The sequence below is a fragment of the Halorubrum sp. F4 genome, assembly GCF_027257195.1.
Classification (GTDB): Archaea; Halobacteriota; Halobacteria; order Halobacteriales; family Haloferacaceae; genus Halorubrum.
On the sequence record NZ_JAPDFS010000001.1, the window covers coordinates 534196 to 548324 of the forward strand.

Annotated in this window: 15 protein-coding genes; 5 read left to right on the plus strand and 10 right to left on the minus strand. The window is 70.0% G+C overall.

All coding sequences use genetic code 11. The features are described from left to right. Positions 1-36: 36 nt before the first annotated feature. On the plus strand, positions 37-582 hold the full coding sequence (dpsA, locus tag OKW78_RS02735) for a DNA starvation/stationary phase protection protein DpsA (protein ID WP_281193773.1): 546 nt from the start codon (positions 37-39) through the stop codon (positions 580-582). Between the two features lie 35 nt (positions 583-617). Here dpsA and OKW78_RS02740 read toward each other — a convergent pair whose 3' ends face one another. From OKW78_RS02740 to OKW78_RS16890, 3 genes are all read right to left on the minus strand, one after another. Further along, the gene (locus OKW78_RS02740; protein ID WP_281193774.1) at positions 618-974 is read right to left on the minus strand and encodes an amphi-Trp domain-containing protein; all 357 of its coding nucleotides are present in this window, start codon (positions 972-974) and stop codon (positions 618-620) included. Next, positions 971-1150 carry a hypothetical protein gene (locus tag OKW78_RS02745; protein WP_281193775.1) on the minus strand — a complete coding sequence of 60 codons (180 nt, stop codon included), beginning with the start codon at positions 1148-1150 and terminating at the stop codon, positions 971-973. Before OKW78_RS02745 ends, OKW78_RS02740 begins: the two co-directional genes overlap by 4 nt. Before the next feature lie 89 nt (positions 1151-1239). Further along, on the minus strand, positions 1240-1674 hold the full coding sequence (locus OKW78_RS16890; protein WP_281193776.1) for a metal-dependent transcriptional regulator: 435 nt from the start codon (positions 1672-1674) through the stop codon (positions 1240-1242). Between the two features lie 227 nt (positions 1675-1901). Between OKW78_RS16890 and OKW78_RS02755 the strand changes: the two genes are divergently transcribed. Next, entirely contained in the window at positions 1902-2663 is a 762-nt protein-coding gene (locus OKW78_RS02755) for a bifunctional 2-polyprenyl-6-hydroxyphenol methylase/3-demethylubiquinol 3-O-methyltransferase UbiG (RefSeq protein ID WP_281193777.1), read from the plus strand. A gap of 13 nt (positions 2664-2676) precedes the next feature. On the opposite strand, the gene OKW78_RS02760 is transcribed toward OKW78_RS02755, so the two are convergent. The 4 genes from OKW78_RS02760 to OKW78_RS02775 form a co-directional block, all read right to left on the minus strand. Then, the gene (locus OKW78_RS02760) at positions 2677-3873 is read right to left on the minus strand and encodes an MFS transporter (RefSeq protein ID WP_369335028.1); all 1197 of its coding nucleotides are present in this window, start codon (positions 3871-3873) and stop codon (positions 2677-2679) included. Between the two features lie 135 nt (positions 3874-4008). Beyond that, on the minus strand, positions 4009-5292 hold the full coding sequence (locus tag OKW78_RS02765) for an MFS transporter (protein ID WP_281193779.1): 1284 nt from the start codon (positions 5290-5292) through the stop codon (positions 4009-4011). 270 nt (positions 5293-5562) lie between these two features. Beyond that, positions 5563-7344, minus strand: a complete 1782-nt coding sequence (locus tag OKW78_RS02770) for an alpha-glucosidase (RefSeq protein WP_281193780.1) — start codon at positions 7342-7344, stop codon at positions 5563-5565. Positions 7345-7423: 79 nt separating this feature from the next. Further along, on the minus strand, positions 7424-8218 hold the full coding sequence (locus tag OKW78_RS02775) for an SDR family oxidoreductase (protein WP_281193781.1): 795 nt from the start codon (positions 8216-8218) through the stop codon (positions 7424-7426). 198 nt (positions 8219-8416) lie between these two features. On the opposite strand from OKW78_RS02775, the gene OKW78_RS02780 reads away from it, so the two are divergent. The 3 genes from OKW78_RS02780 to OKW78_RS02790 all read left to right on the plus strand — a co-directional run bounded on the left by OKW78_RS02780 (position 8417) and on the right by OKW78_RS02790 (position 10865). Further along, on the plus strand, positions 8417-8905 hold the full coding sequence (locus tag OKW78_RS02780) for an Lrp/AsnC family transcriptional regulator (protein ID WP_122104909.1): 489 nt from the start codon (positions 8417-8419) through the stop codon (positions 8903-8905). Continuing rightward, positions 8902-10044 carry a pyridoxal phosphate-dependent aminotransferase gene (locus OKW78_RS02785; RefSeq protein WP_281193782.1) on the plus strand — a complete coding sequence of 381 codons (1143 nt, stop codon included), beginning with the start codon at positions 8902-8904 and terminating at the stop codon, positions 10042-10044. The genes OKW78_RS02780 and OKW78_RS02785 overlap by 4 nt, the downstream gene beginning before the upstream one ends. Positions 10045-10127: 83 nt before the next feature. Further along, positions 10128-10865 carry a hypothetical protein gene (locus OKW78_RS02790; RefSeq protein ID WP_281193783.1) on the plus strand — a complete coding sequence of 246 codons (738 nt, stop codon included), beginning with the start codon at positions 10128-10130 and terminating at the stop codon, positions 10863-10865. A gap of 29 nt (positions 10866-10894) precedes the next feature. Here the strand turns inward: OKW78_RS02790 and OKW78_RS02795 are convergent, their stop codons facing one another. From OKW78_RS02795 to nosD, 3 genes are read right to left on the minus strand one after another with little or no spacing between them, the layout of a single operon-like run. Next, a complete protein-coding gene (locus tag OKW78_RS02795) occupies positions 10895-11878 on the minus strand; it encodes an ABC transporter permease (protein ID WP_281193784.1) in 984 nt (327 codons plus the stop codon). Then, complete coding sequence (locus tag OKW78_RS02800) at positions 11871-12608, minus strand: ABC transporter ATP-binding protein (protein WP_281193785.1); 738 nt, start codon at positions 12606-12608, stop codon at positions 11871-11873. Before OKW78_RS02800 ends, OKW78_RS02795 begins: the two co-directional genes overlap by 8 nt. Before the next feature lie 2 nt (positions 12609-12610). After that, a complete protein-coding gene (gene nosD / locus OKW78_RS02805; protein WP_281193786.1) occupies positions 12611-14128 on the minus strand; it encodes a nitrous oxide reductase family maturation protein NosD in 1518 nt (505 codons plus the stop codon). Between the last annotated feature and the right edge of the window lies 1 nt (position 14129).

Sequence of the window (14129 nt, forward strand, 5' to 3'; positions counted from 1 at the left end):
AGATATAAGTGGGTGCGGCCCGTAGCTACGGTCGTCATGAGCACGCAAAAGGAAACCCGACAGCGCGCCGGCACCGTCGAGGAGAACGCACTCAGACTCGAGACCGAGAAGGCCGAACAGATCATCGAGGCGTTGAACTCGGACCTCGCGGACGCGTACGTCCTCTATCACCAGCTCCACAAGCACCACTGGAACGTCGAGGGTGCGGAGTTCCTCGACATCCACGTCTTCCTCCAGGAGGTGTACGAGGACGTCGAGGCGGCGGCCGACGAGCTGGCCGAGCGGCTCCAGGCCCTCGGCGGGGTACCGCACGCGAGCATGACCACGCTCGCGGAGAACGCGACCGTCGAACCCGAGGACGAGGACGTCTATGACGTCCGGACCTCACTCGCGAACGACCTGGAGATGATGGGCGACATCATCGAGAGCTACCGCCAGCACGTCGAACTCGCGGAGGGGCTCGGCGACTACGCCACCGGCGAGATGCTTCGCGAACAGCTCGAGGACATCGAGGAGCACGCCCACCACATCGAACACTACCTCGAGGACGACAGCCTCGTCGTCGAGTCCGCGACGAACTGACGCGACGGTCGGATCCGCTCCGTCACGGTTGAACCTCACCGAACGTCGGGCGCGGTGTCGTCGGTTCGCCCGGGCAGCTCCACTTCTATCTCCAGTTTCGACTCCCCCGTTCCCTCGAAGTCGATCTCGAGCTCGACTGGTTCGCCGAACGCGAAGGGCAGCTCCCACTCGTCGGTCGCGAGCCGGAGCTCGTCACCCTCACCGAGCTTCTCGCCCAACTCCACCAGGAACGACCCCGCCTCGCTCGCGTCGAGCCGATACTCGCGTTCGAAGTTTCGACCCGAACGGACGAGCGTCGGGTCCGACTCCACGTCCGGCGACGAGTCGTCCCGGTCTTCGGGCTCCACCGCGGGCGACGAATCGCCCGCGGAAGCGTCGTCGAGGCCGGTCATCTGGTTACCTCGACGGGGTCGTCGACGGCGATCCAGCCGTCCGTGTTCCCGGATTCGATGAACACCGATCGGCCCGGGCTGCCCTCACAGACCGTTAGATCGGGCTTTCGATCCGGTTCGGGTTCGCGCTCGGATCCGGGTCGAGGCTCGTTGCGGGACTGAGCTCCTGTCGGCATCGACTCCGTTTAGGCATACCTAAAACAAAAAGGGTCCGGTCGACGACGAACGGGAACGGTCGACGCCGACTGCCGTCCCGAGGGTCGTTTCACTCCCGTGACGTCGAGAGGGTCGGCAGGTCGAGGGGGCCGTCCGCGTCGAGGCGGGCGTCCACGTCGGGCCGGCCGTCCCCGTCGACGAGGAGGTGAACGAGCCGGTCGGCGACCTCGGCGCTGAGCAGTCCGGCCATCTCCATGGCCTCGTGCTCGTGTGCGTCGAGGTCGAGGACGTCCCGGAAGAACCACGAGAGCGCGACGTACGCCTCGTGGAGATCCGCCGCGCGCTCGCGACCGGCGTCCGTCAGGGTCGCGCCGCGGTACGGCTCGAGGTCGACGAGCCCGTCCGTCTCGAGCCGCTGAAGCATCTCCGTCGCCGCGGCCGGGGAGCGGTCGACCAGCTCCGCGACCCGACCCGAGGGGATCGGCGGCGACGATCGATGCTCCGCGATGTACAACGCGAGGAGGTACCGCGCCGTCCGCGTCACGGCCGCTCGCCCCCTCGTGAGCCCCGGATCGGGCGGTATGCGTCGACTTCGAGCGACATCGGATCCCTCGACACACGGATTAGGGCAACCTAAACACACAAAACGCTTCCGTTTTTTAGGTCTGCCAAAAACATCTCCGACTCCTCGGAGACGGTCCGGGTCGTCGTTCGTACCGCGGTACCGATCCTCAACGGGGATTTTTGCCGGATCGTGTCATGGCACCGAACATGAGCGACGACGACGCCGGTTCGGATCCGGACGCCGACCCGTCCCCCGCCCCGGACGCCTTCGGCCGGGCGATCCGCGACCACCACCGCGGCGAACGGACCGAACCCCTCCTCCACTCGGACGGGGCGGAGACGACGGAGCATCCGATCGAGTCGTTCTACTTCACGCCGTTCGATCCCTCCGTAGGGACGAACGCCTGGCTCGTCTCCCACCTCCAGGGACCGCTCCTCGACGTCGGCGCCGGCACCGGCCGCCACGCGCTGTACTTCCAGGACCGGTTCGAGACCGTCGCGACCGAACCGAGTCCGGCGCTCGTGGAGACGATGCGCGAACGCGGCGTCGCGGACGCCCGCGAGCGGGACATGTTCGACCTCCGGGACGACTTCGAGCGCGACCGGTTCGGCTCCGTCCTGTTGAACGGAACCCACCTCGGGCTCGTCGGGTCGATACGGGGGCTCTCGGCGTTCCTCGACGACCTCGCGTTCGTGACCCGACCGGACGGGACCGCCGTCGTCGACTGTTACGACCCGGAGCATCCGGCCACGGCCGAGGTGATCGGGTATCGGGAGGACCCGACGCCCGGGCTCGCCCACCGCGTGATGTTCTTCGAGTACGAGGGGGAGCGCGATCCCGTCCTCCAGCTCCGGCTGTTCAGCCCCGATCGGCTGCGGGAGGCCGCGGTCGGAACCGGGTGGACGGTCGTCGACGTCGCTCGCGGCGACGACGGGTACCACTACCGGGCGGCGCTCTCGAAGCGGTAGCGGTCTCGAGGGGTCAGTAATCGACGAATACGAGGACGAACGCCACGACGAGGAGACTCACCGCCGCGATCGCGAGAAACCCCTCGTCGAAGTAGCCGCGGTCGGCGATCCCGCCGAAGGCCACGGGGCTCAACGCGCCGATCATGATGTAGACCGTGCGCAACGCGCCGAGTTTCGTTCCTCTCGAGCCGTCCGGTAGGTGGTCGGTCAGGTTGGAGATGACGACGGTCTCGTAGCCGAGGATGGCGCTCGCGAGCACCGTGAGCGCGACGAAGGACGGAACTCCGCTCGCGAACGGGAGCGCGGCGAGCGTCAGGGCCGTCACGCCCATCATGACCGCCAGGGGATACCGAACGCCGACGCGGTCGTACGCCCGTCCCGCGACCGGCTTGACGAGGCTGCCGAGCGCGAAGAAGAACCCGAAGAGGACCGTGGCCGTCGTCGACGGGACCCCCTTCACGTCGATCAGGTACGTCGGGTAGAAACCGATGAACGCCTGGACGACCGTCGCCCACAGGACGAGCAGGACGATCGAGTGACGGACGACCGGTCGCCGAAACAGCCCGGCGAGGTCACCGACCGAGAACGCCTCGCGAAGGGGGACCGTCCCGACGGAGCCGGACGGGATCGTGAGCCACAACGCGACCGCCGCGACGACGAAGAACGGTATCACGAACCCGAAGCCGTACTGCCAGGCGATCGCGCCCGCGAGGAACCCCGCCGCCGGCGGCATCACCGCGTTCCCCACGTCGCCCGCGGCCATCGTCACCCCGGTCGCCGTGCCGAGCCGGTCCGGATAGATGTCCTTGAGGACGGTGAACCGTGAAACGCCGTACGTCGCCGTGGCGAGCCCGAAGAGAGCGGTCCCGACGAAGAGCACCGGCGGCGACTCCGCGATCACGACGAGCGCGAGCATCGCGGCCGCGAGAAGCGAACTCGCGACGAGCAACGGCCGCTCGCCCGCCCAGTCGGCGAGCATCCCGCCCGGGAGCTGTCCGACCCCATAGGCGATCCACAACACGGTCAAAAGGAGGCCGGCCGTCGTGAGCGTGAGCCCGTAGGCCGACCGGATCGACGGGAGAAGCGCCGGATAGATCATCCGGGTGCTGATCGAGAGGAACCAGCCGAACGCGACGGCCGACAGCGCCTTTCCGCGACCGTCGCCCTGCAGATCCGTGATCACCCGTTTCGGAGCGGAGACGTAGCGCACGAGGGGAGACACCCACTCGATCCACCGGCTTCCGGGGTTTGAACCTTCCATTCCCTGAAAGGATCGCCGGAGAGCGTGATCGGACGTCGGATCGTGAAGGGAGCGACGCGCCCCCGTCGCCGGCGCGTCTCGACCTCACCACGTCGTCAGGGCGTCGCGACCGTGGTCGTGGACGAGGATCCCGAGGAACGCGAGGACGCCCGTGACCGCGAACGCGCCGCCGACGTGGAACACCGAGGCCATGCTCACCTCGACCATCAGCCAGCCGGCGATGAGCGGCCCCGCGACCGAGCCGGGCCGCCAGACGAGCTCGCGGATGCCGAAACTGGACGCGACCCCGCCCTCGTCCGTCCCCTCGTCCGCGAAGAGCGCCATGCTCGCCGGCTCGCGGAAGGAGTCCGCGACGCCGAGCAGTCCCGAGAACGCGACGAGCGGGAGGTACGCCGGCGGCAACTCGCCGAGGAACGGAAGCGTCACGTCGGCTCCGAGCGTCGTCCCGAGCCCCGGTGCGAAGGGAATGGAGATCGCGACCAGCCCGTAGGCCCCGCCGCCTGCGAAGACGAAGAGCGATCGACCGTACCCGTCAGAGAGTCGACCCGTGAAGAGTTGGCCCACCATGTTCGTCGCCTTCTCGATCGTGACGGTGACCGCGACCGCGGTCGCGCCCACGGCGAGCCCGCCGGAGGCCATCGCGGTCCCGGCGTAGATCGGGACCCACGTCCGGACCATCGTCACGGCGAAGGCGTACTGCGCGCGGAACGCCGTGATCGAGACGATCTTCCGGTTGACCGCGAGGTCGGTGAAGGGGAACCCCTCGACGCGGGTGGGGTCGGCGTCGAGGACGCCCCAAACGACGACCCACGCGAGGACCATGAGTACGGTGATCACGGTGAAGATGGGGCCGAAACCGACGGCGTCGTAGATCGCGCCCGCCGACAGCGATCCGACGATGGACGCCGCGAACGAGGCCGCGTTCGCCTTTCCGATCTTGTCGGCGCGGGTTCCCACGTCGGCGATCTGGCCGACGATCGAGAGCGACATCAACGACGCCCCCGTGACCGCGACCCCCTGGAGCGCGCGGATCAGGACGAACGATCCCGAGGAGTCGACGATCGGGAACAGCGCGTACACCGCCGCGCCGACCGCGAGGACGACGAGGAGGACGCGCCGCTTGTCGAACCGGTCGCCGACCCACGCCAGCGGCACCACGGCGACGGTCTGCGCCAGGGTGAAGCCGGTCGTGTACATCCCGATGATGAACCCGGCCGAGACCGTCACCCCGAGCACGGTCGTCGCCTGCGGGTCGAGCGTGTTGATGTACGTCGGCAGGAGCGTCAACAGCGTGATGAACCCGAACCCTTCCGCGAACCGCGTGAGGTACAGCGCCCAGAACTGCGATCGGTTGTCGGCGTTGCTCACACCTCTACGCCGATCACGGGTTCAAAAGGGGTTACGGTTCGCGGCGGAACGCGCCGGGGTTTTTGCCGCTGGACCGCCTCGGGTCGGACATGGGCGATCCTGCCTGCGACCGCCGGTTCTGTCCGGCGTGTGACCTCGCGGTCTCGCGTGCCGACGACGTCTGTCCCGAATGCGGCGCGCCGATCGGTTCCGAGGGGGAGTGAGGGATCGGCGGAGGTTGGGAGTCGGCGGTGGTTGGGAATCGGCGGAGGCGTGAGGGACCGTCGGGAGCTACTCCGGCGTCACCTCGTAGACGACCGCCTCGTACGGCCGGAGGTCGATGGCGTCGGCACCGGTCGCGGGCGGAACCGGCGGATCGGGGTAGTTCCAGTACAGGAGTTCCGGGTCCTGACCCGTCGCCGTCGATCCCGCGTCCCCGTCCGTCCTCGGCGGCTCGAACGTCGCGCCCTCGTCGGACCAGCCGAGCGCGACGACGGCGCGCCGGCCGCCGAGCGTCCGCTCGTAGGCGAAGAGCCGCTCGTCGTCCGGCGAGAGGGGTTCGTAGTCGCCGTACACCAGCACGTCGCGTTCGTGCCGGAGGTCGATCAGCTCCCGGTAGTGTGCCCACACGGACTCGGGGTCCTCCCGCGCGGACGCGACGTCGACTTCGGCACCGCGCGAGCTCGGATCGAGCCACGGCATGCCCTCGGTGAACCCGCCGTTCGGGCCGTCAGTCCACGGGATCGGGACTCGACCGTGGTCGCGGCTGCGGTAGTTCACGACGTCGCGCACCTCGTCGAACGAGTCGATCGCCCCCTCCGCGAGGAGCGCGTCGACCTTCCCGCGGATCCAGGGGTCGTCGACCTCGGAGAGGTCGTCGAACGCGGCGTTGGTCGCGCCGAGCTCCGCTCCTTGATAGACGAACGGGGTTCCCCGCATCGTCAACAGGAACGTCGCGAGCAGCGTCGCCGACGCGTGCCGGTACGCCTCGTCGCCGAACCGCGAGACCGCCCGCGGGAGGTCGTGGTTCGACAGCGTGAGCGGGTCCCAGCCCACGTCCGCGAGCCGCTCCTGTCGCCGATCGATCGTCGCCTTCAGCTCGCGGAGGTCCCACTCGCCCCAGTCGTCGGCGTCGAGCCGACCGCTCGCGGCGTCGCCGAGCTCGAGGTGGTCGAACTGGAAGATCATGTCGACGCCGACGGCGTCGTCGGCGAGGTACGGGGTCGCCTGCTCCAGCGACGTGGCCCCCATCTCCGCGGCGGTGACGGCATCTCGTTTCGCGATCGTCTCCGCACACAGCTCGCCGAGGTACGCGGAGAGCCGCGGGCCGTGCGTGAACCGCTCGATGCCGGTGACCGCGTTCGCGGGGTCGCCGTCGGGGTAGCCGTCCGCCTTCGAGAGGTGGCTGGCCGCGTCGAGTCGGAAGCCGTCGACCCCGCGGTCGAGCCAGAACTCCGCGACCGACGTCATCGCCTCGCGCACCGCCGGGTTCCGCCAGTTGAGGTCGGGCTGTGCGGGGTCGAAGATGCTCAGGTACCACGCCTCCCGCCGGTCGTCGTACGTCCACGCCGACCCGCCGAACAGCGACTCCCAGTTGTTCGGCGGCTCGTCGGGCGTGCCCTCCACCCAGTGGTAGAAATCCTCGTAGCCGTCCTCCTCCCGGCGCGACCGCCGGAACCACTCGTGTTCCTTCGAGGTGTGGTTCACGACCAGGTCCATGATCAGCCGGACGTCGTGTGCGTGGAGCGCCTCGAGTAGCTCCTCCCAGTCGGTCATCGTCCCGAACTGTGGGTCTATCGCCCGGTAGTCGCTGATGTCGTAGCCGTTGTCGGCCATCGGCGACTCGTAGACGGGACACAGCCAGACGCCGTCGACCCCGAGGTCGTCGAGGTAGCCGACGCGCTCCGTGATCCCGGGCAGGTCGCCGACGCCGTCGCCGTCGCCGTCGTCGAAGCTCTTCGGATAGATCTGATAGATCACCGCCTCCTTCCACCACTCGCGGTCGGCCACCCCGATGTCGCTCGTCCCGCGTTCCCCGGTGTCGCCCCTCCCGTGTTCCCCGGTGTCGCTCATCTCGTGTACACGTCACGAAGGGGCCACCTAACGGTAGCGGAAGACGAAAACCCGAGCCCCGGGTCCGCTACCGGGAACCCTAGAACGTGTCCGTGAACTTGCCGCGCCGGAAGAGATCGATCTCCTGGGCCGTCGACCCGGGGCGCGTCGCCGCGAACGCGACCGCCTCCGCGACCTCCTCGGGCTCGGTGACGCTGCCGGGTTCGAACCGCTCCTCGAAGGGCTCGCCCTCCTCGCTGCCGAACTCGGTTCGGACCTCGGAGGGGTTGACCACGGAGACGGCCACGTCGTCGTCGCCGACCTGCGCGGCGACGCTGTGGGCGAACCCCCGAACCCACCACTTGCTCGCGGCGTAGACGGGATTGAACGAACGCGGGAACCTCCCGGCGAAGCTCCCGACGACGACGAGCGTCCCCGTGGCCTCCCGCAGGTGCGGGAGCGCCTCGCGGGTGAGGAAGAACGTCCCGTCCACGTTGGTCTCCTGCATCGTGAAGTACTCCTCGTCGGTCATCGTCTCCACGTCGCCGCCGCGGCCAACTCCGGCGTTGGCGACGACGACGTCGAGCCCGCCGAACCGGTCGACCGCCGACTCGACCGCCGCCGCCGAGGTCTCCCGCTCACGAACGTCGCCGTCGACGACGACCGCCTCGACGCCGTACTCCGTCTCGACGGTCTCGGCGATCCCCTCGAGTCGCTTCCGTCGCCGCGCCAGCAACGCGAGGTCCGCGCCGCGCGACGCGAGCGCGTGGGCGGTCGCCTCGCCGATCCCGGAGCTCGCGCCCGTGATCAGGGCGGCGGCGTCGTCGAGTGCGGTGTCCGGTGTCGAAGCGTCCGGCGTCAAATCTCCCGCCGTCGATGTGTCGTCCGCAGTCATGGGTACGGACCCCACGTCGGACGGCGGGGACATAACGGTCGGGTGTGAGAACCGATCTCATCAGGTGGCTTCGGATTCCTTCGGTCCGTACCGGGTCGGCTTCGGATCCGTTCCGTGGCTTCGAGTTCCTTCGAGAACCCTCCCGGGGAGGCTTGCGCGGGTCGCCATATTCAAACCGTCACCCCGCGACGTGTCGGTATGGACGCCGAGCGCGAGGTACTCGACGTGTTGGCGCGGAACGCTCGCGAGGACATCGAGGACATCGCGGCCCAGACGGGCCTCGACGCGGACGCGGTGGAGGACGCCATCGCGTCGCTCGAGGCGGACGGCGTGGTTCACGGCTACCAGGCCGTCGTCGACTGGGACCGCACGGAGGTCGGGAAGATCCGTGCGATCGTCGAGATCAACGTCGAGCTCGACCGCGAGACCGGCTACGAGCAGGTCGCCGACCGGATCGCGAAGTTCCCCGCGGTCGACGCGTTACATCTCGTCTCCGGCGACTACGACTTCGCCGTCGAGGTGCTCGGCGGGTCGATGCAGGACGTCTCGCGATTCATCTCCGAGCAGGTCGCGCCGATGCCGGAGGTCACTCAGACGGTCACCCACTACATCATGGAGACGTACAAGGACGGCGGGGTCCGCTTCGCCGACGGCGACGACGACGACCGGCTCTCCGTCTCGCCATGAGGACGGCCGACCGCGCCCGCGAACTCCCCGAATCGGGGATCCGGAAGTTCTTCGAGCTGGCGGAGGCGCGCGACGACGTCATCTCGCTCGGCGTCGGCGAGCCCGACTTCTCCGCGCCGTGGGCCGCGCGCAACGCCGCCATCGGCGGGCTCGAACGCGGGCGGACCTCCTACACCGCCAACCGCGGAACTGCGGAGCTCCGCGAGGCGATCGCGACCCACCACGAGGGGTACGACCAGTCGTACGACCCCGGCGAGGAGGTCCTCGTGACGACGGGCGCGAGCGAGGCGGTCGACTTAGCGTTCCGGACGCTCGTCGACCCCGGCGACGCCGTGGCGATCCACGAGCCGACCTACATCTCCTATGCCCCGGGCGTCGAACTCGCGGGCGGCGAGCCGCTGTCGGTGCCGACGCGCGCCGCGGACGACTTCGCGCTCACTCGCGAGCGGCTGGCGGCGGCCGGCGCCGAGGAGGCCGACCTGCTCGTCCTCTGTTACCCGAACAACCCGACCGGCGCGACCATGACGGACGCGGAGCTCGCCGAGGTGGCGGCGTTCTGCCGCGAGCACGACCTCCGGGTCGTCGCCGACGAGATATACTCGGCGCTCACCTACGGGGCCGACCACGCGTCGATCGCGACCCAGCCGGGGATGCGCGAGCGAACCGTCGTCGTCAACGGCTTCTCGAAGGCGTACGCGATGACGGGGCTCCGGCTCGGCTACGCGCTCGGGCCGGCGGACGCCATCGACGCGATGAACCGGATCCACCAGTACACCATGCTCTCCGCGCCGACGACGGCTCAGGTCGCGGCACTGGAGGCGCTCCGGAGCTGTGACGACGAGGTCCGCGAGATGGTCGACGAGTACAACCGCCGCCGCCGGCTCGTCGTCTCCCGGTTCAACGAGATGGGACTCGACACGTTCGAGCCCGGCGGGGCGTTCTACGCGTTCCCCGAGTGTGGCGGCGACGACGAGGCGTTCGCCGAGGAGCTGTTGGAGGCGGAGGGCGTCGCGGTCGTCCCCGGCTCCGTCTTCGGCGCGGGCGGCGAGGGGCACCTCCGGGTGTCGTACGCGACCTCGATGCGCGAGTTGAAGGAGGCCACCGACCGGATCGCGACGTTCGTCGAGGGGCGGGACTGACGACGACGTTCGTCGCTTCTCATTGGCACTCACCCACAAGATTGAATAGTTGACACGAAGATCGGGACCGCAGGTGATCGCTCGTGTCCACCGTGATCGGTCCGATAACTGAAAGGATGGTCGGGTTGGCTCTCGCCGGCGTCGGAGGACTTCTCGGCGTCTATCTCGTGGTCTGGGGGATCAACGGACTCAGACGAACGGTCGCGGTCTGGGCGAGCGATCCGATCCCGATCGGCGAGGCGCACCTCGCCGACGGGACGATCGAGGTCGAGGGGACCGCCGAACCGCTGTCCGGGACCCTCCGGTCGCCGTACGACAACGCCCAGTGTCTGGCGTACAGCTACTCGAAGAAACGGAAGGAGCGGGAGAAGAACGAGGACGGCGAGTACGAGACGAAGTGGCGAACGCTCGATTCGGGAAGCGACTCGGTCCCGTTTCTGGCCGACGACGACACGGGATCGATCCCGGTCAAGCCCGCCGCCGCGACCCTCGGATTGGACACCGAGTACAGCAGTCGACGCGGCGACATCAAGAAGACGGAGAACCGCATCGATCCCGGCGACGGCGTCCACGTGATCGGACAGAAGATCCCCGCGGTCGAATCCGACGCCGACCTCGGCGACGCGCGGGCGTACATCGGCGACGGCGAGGAGACCCCGACGTTTCGGGTCACGAACGGGGGCGAACTGGAGACCGTCGTCCGGATGTTCGGTCGATCCGCGGGCAGCATCGTGCTCGGCACGGTCCTCGTCGGCATGTTCGGGTACGCACTTCTCACGGAGTTCCCCGGGGTCGCCGCCGCGATCGGCGTGACCGTCTGACCCGGAAGTCCGACCCCGTCGACGCCGGGTCAGACCCGCTTTCGACGGAGCGCGACCGCGGAGACGATGCCGGCGAGCACGACCCACACGAGCAGCGACGCGAGGAGGATCCCGGTCGAGAGCCCGCTTCCCTCGAGCGCCGCCGCGAGGCCGGCGCTCGCCGCCTCGGTGGGCGCGAGCGCGAGCAGGCGATACGTCGCGACCGGGTTCGAGACGACCATCGCGGCGACGAGGTCGCCGGCCCCCTCGAACGCCGAGAGCACGCCGAGCGCGAGCAGGTCGTGGACCAGCGCGGTCCACACCCAGACGAGCAGCGCGCCGGCGAGCGCGAACGTCGAGGTGGGCGCGAGCGCGGAGATCGCCACGCCGACCCCGAGGAGCGCGACCGCGACTGCGACCGTGGCAGCCAGGAACCACGCGAACGTCGGCCAGCCCGCCAGTCCGAACTCCCGCAACAGGAGCAGTCCCGGGACGCCGAACCCGAGGACGACGGCGCTCCCGAGGACGGCCGCGCGCCCGGCGAGGATCCCGAGGGCGGTCTCCGCGCGCGAGACGGGCAGCGTCAGGAGCACGCCCAGTCGCCCGCGCTCGGCCGCGCCGACGATCGCGCCGTGGCCGAACGCCAGCGCCGCGAGCGGCACGAGGAACGTCGCCAGCTCGACGTAGCTCGCGATCACGGGGTCGTACCCGCTCGGCGCGACGCTCGACCCACTGAACGTCGCCAGCAGGACGGCGAAGACCGCGAGCAGGACCGTCAGTCCGAGCGCCCAGCCGCGCCGGACCGTCAGCCGTGCCTCGCGGCGCGCGAGCCGGAGGACGACCCCCGGACGGGGCAGCCCGCCGAGGAGACGGGCGAGGACCGATGCGTCCGCGGCGGTCTCGCCCGTCGCCGTCGAGTCGGCCACGGGCTCGGCCGCGCTCGTGCTCGCCTTCGCGTCGTCGACGGCGACCCCGCCGTCCGGGATCCCCTCGTCCGGCTCGTCGAGGGCGTCCCCCTCGCGGCGGTCAGGCATCGCGACCACCTCCGGTGAGCGAGACGAACGCCCCCTCGAGTCCGTCCTCGTGGCCCTCGGCGAGCTCGTCTAGGGTTCCCTCCGCGAGGAGCCGGCCGTCGTCGACGATCCCGACCCGGTCACAGACCCGCTCGACCTCCCGGAGCGCGTGCGACGCCAGGAGGACGGTGGCGTTCGTCCCGTCGCGGACACGGGTCAGGACCTCCCGGAGCGCGGCCACGCCGTTCGGATCGAGCCCCGCGGTCGGCTCGTCGAGGAGGAGCACCGACGGGTTCGCCAACAGGGCGGCAGCCAGTCCGAGCCGGCGGCGCATACCCTTCGAGTATCCCCCGATCGGGCGGTCGATCGCGTCGGCGAGCCCGACGGTCGCGGCCGCGCCCTCGATCCGCTCGACCACGTCCGCGGGGCCGGACCCGACCCCGCGAACGTCTGCGTGGAACGCGAGCGTCTCCCGGCCCGTCTCGCCGGGCGGGAAGCCGGGGCGCTCCGGGAGGAACCCGATGTCCTCGCGGACCCGCCAGCCGACCGCCGCGGCGTCGCGGCCGCCGACGACGACGCGGCCCGCGTCGGGGCGCTCGTGGCCGGCGACCAGCCGGAACAGCGTGGACTTGCCCGCGCCGTTGGTGCCGACGAGGCCGTACGCGTCGCCGGGCTCGACCGTGAAGTCGACCCCGGCGAGGGCCTCGAGGTCGCCGTACCGTCTGTGGACGTCGTGGATGTCGATTCGCATGGTCAGTGGTGTTCGTCTCCGGGGTCGTCGTCGTACTCCACGGCCGGGTCGACGGCCGCGGCGTACGGGCGATACGGCTCGACGTCGTGGGAGGGGGACGCGAGCGGCCGGTGGTCGACGATCCCCGCGGCCTCGACGACCGGGAACCGGCTCTCGACCAGCCGGATCGCGTCGAAGGCGGGGCCGTTCGCGAAGACGGCGGCGGTCGGGTGCTCCTGGACGAGTCGCTCCGCCGCGCCCGCCGGCCGGTGTCTGGCGTCGCCGACGCCGTCGTCGTCGCTGTCGGCCACGCGGGCGTCCGACCAGTAGTTCCCGCCGTCCGTCCCGTTCCACGCCAGCAGCTCGCGGGTCGTCGTCAGGACCTGTTCGTCGTTGCCGACGAAGTCGTTGCCAACGACCGCGGTCCCCTGGGTGTCGGCGCTGTGGTGGACGCCGACGCCGTTCGCGTACACGAGGTTGTTCCGCAGCTCGTTGTTCTGGGCGTTGTAGAGGAAGACGCCGTTCCCGTTGGCGACGAGGTCGTTCCCGCGGACGACGCTGTCCTCTATCTCCTTGAGCAGGATCCCGTGGCCGCTCTTCCCGCGGTTCGCGACCGCGGTGTTGTTCACGGCCTCGACGCCCTCGCTCACCATCAACGCGTAGCCCACGTCGTTGTCGGCGGCGACGTTGTCCGCGAGGCGATTGTCGTCCGAGTACATGTAGTGGACGCCGTACCGCAGGTCCCACAGGGTGTTCCCGGTCGTCTCGACCCCCGAGGCCCACGAGAAGTAGATCCCGTCGCGGACCCCGGTGATCTCGTTGTTCCGGATCTCGCTGCCAGTCGTCTCCCAGAGGTTGATCCCGTTGCCGCGGTCGACGAACCGCGCGTCCGCGGTGCCCTCGATCCGCGAGTCGCGGACGGTCACCTCGTCCGCACCGTTCACCCAGACGCCGAACGCGACGTCGGTGAGGTACAGCTCCGACAGGGTCGTGCCGTCTGCCTCCTCGGCGAGGAACACGCCCGCGTCCTCCGACTCGAGGTCCGCGCCGGAGTCGTGGAGCCGGATCCCCTCGACGGTGACGTTCTCCGCGCGGACCGCGATCACGGTGTCCTCGCCGCCGCCGTCGATCATCGCGACGTCAGGTCCCGCGCCGCGGAGGGCCACGTTCCGCGTGTCGACGACGACGGTCTCCTCGGGTTCGAAGACGCCCGCGATCTCGACGGTGTCGCCCGGCTCCGCGGCGTCGACGGCGGCGGCCAGGTCGTCGTAGGTTCCGACCGCCTCGCCGTCGCTCACGACCGTCGCGGCCCCCGGCTCCGTCGGCGGGTCGGGGTCGTACGTCGGGGTCTCGACGACGGGATCGTCCGCCGCGTTCGGCGCGTCCGGCACGCCGCCGGCCGTTCCTCCGTCAACGTCAACCCCTCCGCCGACGCCCGCCGCCGCGACCGCGCAGCCGAGGACGAGCGCGGCGACGACCGCGGCCGCGAGCAACACCGCAGGGGCCGGAACGAGCCGACCGACCGGGGAAAGGCGGGACATG

Bases quoted from the DNA above. Each gene is read 5' to 3' on its own strand.
- OKW78_RS02755 (WP_281193777.1), top strand. From the start codon at position 1,902: ATGAGCGACGACGACGCCGGTTCGGATCCGGACGCCGACCCGTCCCCC.
- OKW78_RS02795 (WP_281193784.1), bottom strand. From the start codon at position 11,878: ATGCCTGACCGCCGCGAGGGGGACGCCCTCGACGAGCCGGACGAGGGG.
- nosD (WP_281193786.1), bottom strand. From the start codon at position 14,128: ATGTCCCGCCTTTCCCCGGTCGGTCGGCTCGTTCCGGCCCCTGCGGTG.
- dpsA (WP_281193773.1), top strand. From the start codon at position 37: ATGAGCACGCAAAAGGAAACCCGACAGCGCGCCGGCACCGTCGAGGAG.
- OKW78_RS02770 (WP_281193780.1), bottom strand. From the start codon at position 7,344: ATGAGCGACACCGGGGAACACGGGAGGGGCGACACCGGGGAACGCGGG.
- OKW78_RS02800 (WP_281193785.1), bottom strand. From the start codon at position 12,608: ATGCGAATCGACATCCACGACGTCCACAGACGGTACGGCGACCTCGAG.
- OKW78_RS02745 (WP_281193775.1), bottom strand. From the start codon at position 1,150: ATGCCGACAGGAGCTCAGTCCCGCAACGAGCCTCGACCCGGATCCGAG.
- OKW78_RS02785 (WP_281193782.1), top strand. From the start codon at position 8,902: ATGAGGACGGCCGACCGCGCCCGCGAACTCCCCGAATCGGGGATCCGG.
- OKW78_RS02775 (WP_281193781.1), bottom strand. From the start codon at position 8,218: ATGACTGCGGACGACACATCGACGGCGGGAGATTTGACGCCGGACGCT.
- OKW78_RS02780 (WP_122104909.1), top strand. From the start codon at position 8,417: ATGGACGCCGAGCGCGAGGTACTCGACGTGTTGGCGCGGAACGCTCGC.
- OKW78_RS02740 (WP_281193774.1), bottom strand. From the start codon at position 974: ATGACCGGCCTCGACGACGCTTCCGCGGGCGATTCGTCGCCCGCGGTG.